We start from the raw sequence: 4,852 nt of genomic DNA, 5'->3' as shown, positions 1-4,852 counted from the left end.
TATCATCTTCGTTGGCACTATAAAAACAAGCTTCATTTTCCATAAAATCTACAATTGCATTTAATCCACTTTTTACCTCTGCTGGAGTAGGACCAGCTATTATTCCAATAACCTCTCCTGCTAATTTTGTATTAGCATTTGCTGCTCCACCATAAAAAGATTTTCCATATACAACCTCAACTTCAGACATTTTTGTAGCATAATCCAATGCTGTATATGTAACATCATCACAATCTGCAGTTACAATTCCAATACTTTTATATCCTTTTGGTAAATTTAATTCCTCTGCCATTTTATTATCAACATTTGGAATTAACTTTACACCTAATACATTTGGTTGTAATCTATCATTTACCATTTATAAATCCTCCTATAATTTTAAATCTTGTCCACTTGCTTTTGCTTCTAGAACTTTTTTTATAATATGTGCCACATGTGCTCCTGCCTCTGGGGCTGGTGTTCCTTTTTCATGAATATTTGATACAACAGTTCTTTTAGCTTCAGGCATTCCTACATATGCGTTATATGTAATATAAGCACTCATACTTTCAGCTGTAGCAAGACCTGGTCTTTCACCAATTAAAACACAAGTTACTGTTGCACCTAAAACTTCTGAAACCTCATCTGCTGCTGCAACTCTTCCATATTTTAAGAAAAATGGTGTTCCACAATCTATACCATAAGATTTTAATCCATTTAAAAGAGCTGGTAAAATATCTTCAATATTAGCTTCTATAGCTGTCGAACTTAATCCATCTGCTACAAATACTTCAACTGTTGGATTCATTTTACATTTTTCTTTTAAAGTTTTTATTCCATCTTCACTTAATCTTCTTCCTAAGTCTGGTCTAGTTATATATTCATCTTTTGATTGACACTTAGTTTGAATTGTAAAAAGATTATTTTTTTCTAAAAACTCAGAAGAAACATCTGTAAATACAGCATCTTGAGCTGAAGCATGGTCTGCTCTAAATCTTAGCATTGTATTTGTTGTATATCTTGTTCCTGCTCTTGAAATTCCAATTCTTGCTGGAGTTTTTCTTTTATATTTTAAATACTCCTCTCTATTAACTGGATTTTTAACTTCAATAACTTCTCTTAAATCAATTTCAGTTATATCTTTTACATCTTTAACTAAATCAGAATTTATAATAATTTTCTCAATTTTTTCTTCAACTTCTTTAATTTCAGGTTTATCCTCACTCATTCCTTGTAAAACCTGAGATATTAAATTTTTTAGTTCTTTTTCAGATATCATTTCTTCCTCCTATAAAAATTGTGATGCATCTCCTGCTGTCATTGTTAATGTTCCATCTATTTCAAGTATTTTATGTTTTTCAAGCCATTGTCTGAACTCTTCTATAGGTTTAACTCCTAAAGTTTCTCTAAGTGTTTGTATATCATGGAATCCTGTTGTTTGATAATTTAGCATAATGTCATCTCCTGCTGGAATTCCCATAAAGTAGTTACATCCTGCTGCTGTTAATAAAACTGCTAAGTTTTCCACATCATTTTGATCAGCCTTCATATGATTTGTATAACAAACATCAACTCCCATTGAAAGTCCATGTAATTTACCCATAAAGTGATCTTCTAATCCTGCTCTAATTACTTGTTTACTATCATATAAGTATTCAGGTCCAATAAATCCAACAACAGTATTAACTATAAATGGATCATATTTTTTAGCAAATCCATAACATCTAGCTTCCATTGTTAATTGATCTATTCCATGATGACCATCTGATGATAGTTCTGAACCTTGTCCAGTTTCAAAATACATTACATTTGGACCTGCTGCTGTTCCATGAGTCAATGCAAGTTGTCTAGCTTCTTCAATCATATCTCCTGTTATTCCAAAAGCTTCATTTGATTTTTCTGATCCAGCTATACTTTGGAAAATTAAATCTGTTGGTGCTCCTCTTTTTATAGCTTCCATTTGTGTTGTTACATGTGCTAAAACACAAATTTGCGTTGGTATATTAAAGTTTCTTTTAATTTGATCAAATCTTTCAAGAACTCTAATAACACTATCAACAGTATCATCAACTGGATTTAATCCAATTAAAGCATCTCCTATTCCATAACTTAATCCCTCAAGTATAGATATCATTATTCCATCTGGATCATCTGTTGTATGGTTTGGTTGTAATCTTGAAGCTAATATTCCAGTTCCACCAATTGTTGTATTACAATGTTTTTTTATAATTATTTTTTTTGCAACATGTATTAAATCCATATTAGACATAAGTTTTGTTACAGCTGAAATCATTTCAGAAGTAAGTCCTCTTCTTATCCATTGTATATCTCTATCTTTTGTTTCAGTTTGTAGTAACCACTCTCTAAGTTCAGAAACTGTCCAATCTTTTATCTCTTCATATACTTTTAAATTTAATCCATCCATTATGATTCTTGTAACCTCATCTTTTTCATAAGGAACTGCTGGATTTTCTTTAAATTCCTTTAAAGTTATATTAGCAAGTACTTCCTTTGCCGCTACTCTTTCTTTAGTAGACTCTGCTGCTATTCCAGCTAAGTTATCTCCTGATTTTTCTTCATTAGCCTTAGCCATAACATCATATAAATTTTTAAATACAAAATCTTGACCATATAGTCTCGTATTTAATCTCATGCTCTTCACCTCATCTATTTTTATTTAATAATTTAATACAAGTGTTTTTACTATTACTGGTAATACATTCCCATTTCCAAGGGGTAATCCTATATCTATAAAATCTCCATCATTTACCTTAATACTATCAAGACAAATAATTGGAATTTTATTTGCATATTTTAAAGTAAGTGCTTGCCCTAAAACCTTTCCAATATCCTCTTCAACAATTACAAATAATCTCTTTAAATGAGATAAAGAATTATAAATACTATCTGCCATTATTAGAATATCTTTATATCTTATATTTTTTCTTCCAACAAAAGAAAGTGCAAACTCTTGATATCCTTCCTCTGTTTTAAACCACTCTATTTTATATTTAAGAACATTTTCCAACTCTTCATATCCATTTTCAAAATTCAAGTCATTTATTTTTAAAATAGGCAGATTTTTTATTGGAAATATATTTTCTGTATATGTTATTGTACTTCCACTTACCTCTGTTGTATGAGAACCTGCACCAACTACAGTTGCACCAATTGTTTCTCCAAGTTTAACTATTTCAATATTATTTTCAGAAAAAACTTTTTTTATTGCCTTTCCTAAAAATATTCCCATATCTTTATATTTTTTATCAAAACCATCAATATTGTTATATATACAATCTGCTACTCCTCCAGAAAAACTTACATATTTCCCAGAAAAATTTTTCTTAAAATCTTTATCAGTTATTAAAAGTTTATAATTTTCTGATTTTTCCTCATTCTTTACAGATTCAAGAAGTATATTAGCTATCTCTTTGCATAAAATTTCCATGTCATTTTTACTAGCCTTACTACCAACCTTTAAACTTTGTAATCTTAATTTAAATATTAAATCTTTATATTTTTCATAGATATATTCTATTTCTAAATTTTCATCTTTAAATTTTATAAGTCTACCACCAATATCAAGACAAGTTGTATCAACTGCTTCACCCCTATTAAACAAAGAGATATTTGTTGTTCCACCGCCTATATCTAAATTAAAGATTGATGTATTTTTTTCATCTGAGAAAGTCATAGCTCCAGAACCTTTTCCTGATATAATACTTTCTAAGTCTGGTCCAGCTGTTGCTACTACAAAATCTCCAGCCATTCCACTTAATGATTCTAATACTTCTCTTGCATTCTCTTTTCTAGCTGTTTCCCCAGTTATAATAACTGCTCCTGTTGCTATCTTATCCATAGGAACTTTTGATTTTTCATACTCTTTTTTTAAAATTTCACCTAAAGCCTTTACATCAATCTCATATTGATTTAGTAAAGGAGTTAAATAAATTTCACTTCTATAAAAAATGCTTTTTTCTATAATTTTAATTTCTGGAACTCTTGCTCCTGATGACAAATTTTCTAAAATTAACTTTGAAAAAACCAATTGAGTAGTAGAAGTTCCAATATCAATTCCAACACTAATTATTTCCTCTTTCATACTTCACCTTCTTTGAGATATTAATAAAAAAAGGAGCTAAAAAAAGATATTTAATATCTTTTCTTAGCTCCTTTGCTATTTTAATCTACATCATTATAGATTTAATATTCATTTTTAATTTCAAATTGTACTTTTGTTCCTATTCCTAATTTACTAACTATTTTTAAAGAACCTTTTAATTGATCTTCTACTATTTTCTCAATAATAGTTAATCCTAATCCTTTGTTACTTAGTTTACTTTCACTTATTCCAACACCATTGTCAGAAATAATAATCTGTGAAGTAACTCTTTTTTTTCTTATTTGTATCCTTACCTTCCCATTTTTTTCTTCAGGAAAAGCATAATCAACTATATTCTGGATCACTTCATTGATCACCAAAGCTATTGCTGTAGATTTCTCAGAAGACACATCAAAGTTATCTCCCTCTATAGTAAACTCTATTTTTTCATTTTTGTCAATAGTTTTTGTTGAATAATTTTTGTATATTAAATTAACAATATCTCTTATATTCAAATTATCAAGTCCATTTTCAGACAAAACTTCATGTGTTATTGCTATACTTAAAATTCTACTAATAGTCTCTTCTAATATCTTTTTAGTCTCTTTACTTTCACATCTTCTGCTTTGAATTCTTAGTAAACTGGCTATAGTTTGTAAATTGTTTTTTACTCTATGATGAATCTCTTTTATTGCTACTGATTTCACAATAAGTTCTTGCTCTTTATTTTTTTCTTGAGATCGGAAGAGCACACGTCTGAACTCCAGTCAC

The 4,852-nt window shown here is 29.1% G+C and carries 4 protein-coding genes; all 4 read right to left on the bottom strand.

Features of this window, described 5'->3' with window-relative positions:
* On the bottom strand, positions 1-358 hold a 358-nt coding region (locus tag Q0V09_RS07775; RefSeq protein WP_297488199.1), incomplete at its 3' end, for a BMC domain-containing protein.
* A gap of 12 nt (positions 359-370) precedes the next feature.
* Complete coding sequence (gene eutC, locus Q0V09_RS07770) at positions 371-1,258, bottom strand: ethanolamine ammonia-lyase subunit EutC (RefSeq protein WP_297488196.1); 888 nt, start codon at positions 1,256-1,258, stop codon at positions 371-373.
* Between the two features lie 9 nt (positions 1,259-1,267).
* Positions 1,268-2,632 (bottom strand): ethanolamine ammonia-lyase subunit EutB, encoded by a 1,365-nt coding sequence (locus tag Q0V09_RS07765; RefSeq protein ID WP_297406727.1) that lies wholly within the window; start codon positions 2,630-2,632, stop codon positions 1,268-1,270.
* A gap of 24 nt (positions 2,633-2,656) precedes the next feature.
* On the bottom strand, positions 2,657-4,081 hold the full coding sequence (gene eutA / locus Q0V09_RS07760) for an ethanolamine ammonia-lyase reactivating factor EutA (protein ID WP_297406725.1): 1,425 nt from the start codon (positions 4,079-4,081) through the stop codon (positions 2,657-2,659).
* Between the last annotated feature and the right edge of the window lie 771 nt (positions 4,082-4,852).

This window comes from uncultured Cetobacterium sp., assembly GCF_947039425.1.
GTDB lineage: Bacteria > Fusobacteriota > Fusobacteriia > Fusobacteriales > Fusobacteriaceae > Cetobacterium_A.
Note: the sequence above shows the minus strand (reverse complement) of the source record. Positions and strands in the feature narration are given on the sequence as shown.